The sequence below is a fragment of the Frankia sp. RB5 genome (assembly GCF_059816245.1).
Map to the genome: position 1 here is coordinate 1 of NZ_JCBATA010000149.1, position 1,557 is coordinate 1,557.

Here is a 1,557-nt window from a genome sequence, read left to right on the forward strand (position 1 = left end):
GACTTTGCCGCAGCCCTGTGAGTAGCGCGCCAGATCTTCGCCACTACAAGATCTGAACTACCCGCCCCACCGCATCGTGGCGGATAGGGGCCCAAGGACGGCTACGGTCCGTCCAAGGCCATTTCTCGTATTCCGTCGGCGGCGAGCGTGCCACGGCCATCCCCTATCCAGTCTGCGATGGAGTAGGGGATGCCAACCGCGGGGCCTGAGGACCTGGCGAAGTCGAGGAGCGTACGGAAGGCCTGACCTGCTCGATCGAGGACCACGACCGCAGCCGCGTGCTCCCCGTCGAACGTGATCGAGCCATAGGTCAGCGGGTGGTGTCGGTAGGAGAGTCCTGCCGCCTGCTCACCCAGATCATGCAGCAGCTCCGCGTACTGAGCGCGGGGCGGGGAGGACTCGTCGGGTGGAAATCCGGTGGCAGGGCCCTCGCGAGGAACCGCGAGCATGCCGCCCCCCGCGAGCGCGCGATGCCAGTCGTGGCGACTCGCCGTGAGCGGTAGCGTGGCACGCCGGTCCTCGGCGCCCCTCAGGACGACGAGGACCGTGTCGTCAGTGAAGGCCACCGAGGCGATGAAGGGATCGGACGACAGCAAAGCATGCTGCAGCGCGGCCAGTTCTGACAGAACCCAGCCGCGCGCCTGCGCGGATTCGCTCTCTTCGGCCATGTCCTGGTTTCCTCGCGATGACCTTCGTTAGATGTTGATGGCGTCCTTGACCCAGTCCGGGCACCTGGGGGGACGGTTGTCGCAGAAGGCCGTCACGACCCCGAAGGTGGTGCCGTCCCCGAGCGGCCGGAAGTTCACGACGGCGACGAGCGTGATGACCTCGATGACCCGGCAGGTTCTGAAGATCGAGGCTCCGTGGCATTCCACGTGCTCGACCGGGGTCTCGAACCGTTTGGTCGTTCCGCCTTGAGGTTTGATGTCCTTGGAGTAGAGTGTCGCGGCCTTGACCGCGGCGGTGGTGAGGTTGTGGTAGTTGACGATCTTAGTGTACCCCGAGCCGCGATTTCCGTCCCATGAGCCCACACGAAGGTAGACTGTCTCGCCGGTCTTGGCCTTCCAGCTGTCCACGACGGAGTAAGGCCCGAAGTGGCCGGACGAGTCGGCGGACGCTGGGCCGCCACCCACCAGCAGGGCTGCGAAGACCACAATCGCCGCCGTGGTTGCGGCAGCCATTCTACGAGCGAACGTTCGCATGGTTGCTCCCTTCAAGTGACAGCCGATCCTTGGCCCGCGGCCTCGCGCGGGAGTCTCAATGACAGAAAAGCATGCCACGCCGGGTGAAAGCGAACTCGAATTGGATACGCCTGTCGTCATGTACAGCGTGGTGAGGCATGTTGTGTCGCCGATGATTCGGCCAGACTGCGCCGGGCCGCGCCTCAGTTCGAGAGGGACCTGCTGCCCGCGAATTTCATGGATTATTCTTCTGCTCGCGAGTGGTCGCCGCTCGCGTGGCCCGGATTCTCGTCCGGATCAGATGCCCCCTCGAACGAACCGCGCTACGTCATCGCGGTCACACCCTCCCGGTCGCGCCCAGGGCTGCGGCAAAGTT

Annotated in this window: 2 protein-coding genes; both read right to left on the bottom strand. The window is 64.9% G+C overall.

Annotation, left to right across the window (positions count from 1 at the left end):
* Positions 1-101 precede the first annotated feature (101 nt).
* Entirely contained in the window at positions 102-668 is a 567-nt protein-coding gene (locus AC6EXY_RS33225; protein ID WP_101833848.1) for a hypothetical protein, read from the bottom strand.
* A 27-nt stretch (positions 669-695) separates the two neighbouring features.
* On the bottom strand, positions 696-1,181 hold the full coding sequence (locus tag AC6EXY_RS33230) for a hypothetical protein (RefSeq protein ID WP_101833846.1): 486 nt from the start codon (positions 1,179-1,181) through the stop codon (positions 696-698).
* Positions 1,182-1,557 lie beyond the last annotated feature (376 nt).

Excerpts from the sequence above, each read along its gene's own strand:
- AC6EXY_RS33225 (WP_101833848.1), bottom strand. The coding sequence starts at position 668 with ATGGCCGAAGAGAGCGAATCCGCGCAGGCGCGCGGCTGGGTTCTGTCA.
- AC6EXY_RS33230 (WP_101833846.1), bottom strand. The coding sequence starts at position 1,181 with ATGGCTGCCGCAACCACGGCGGCGATTGTGGTCTTCGCAGCCCTGCTG.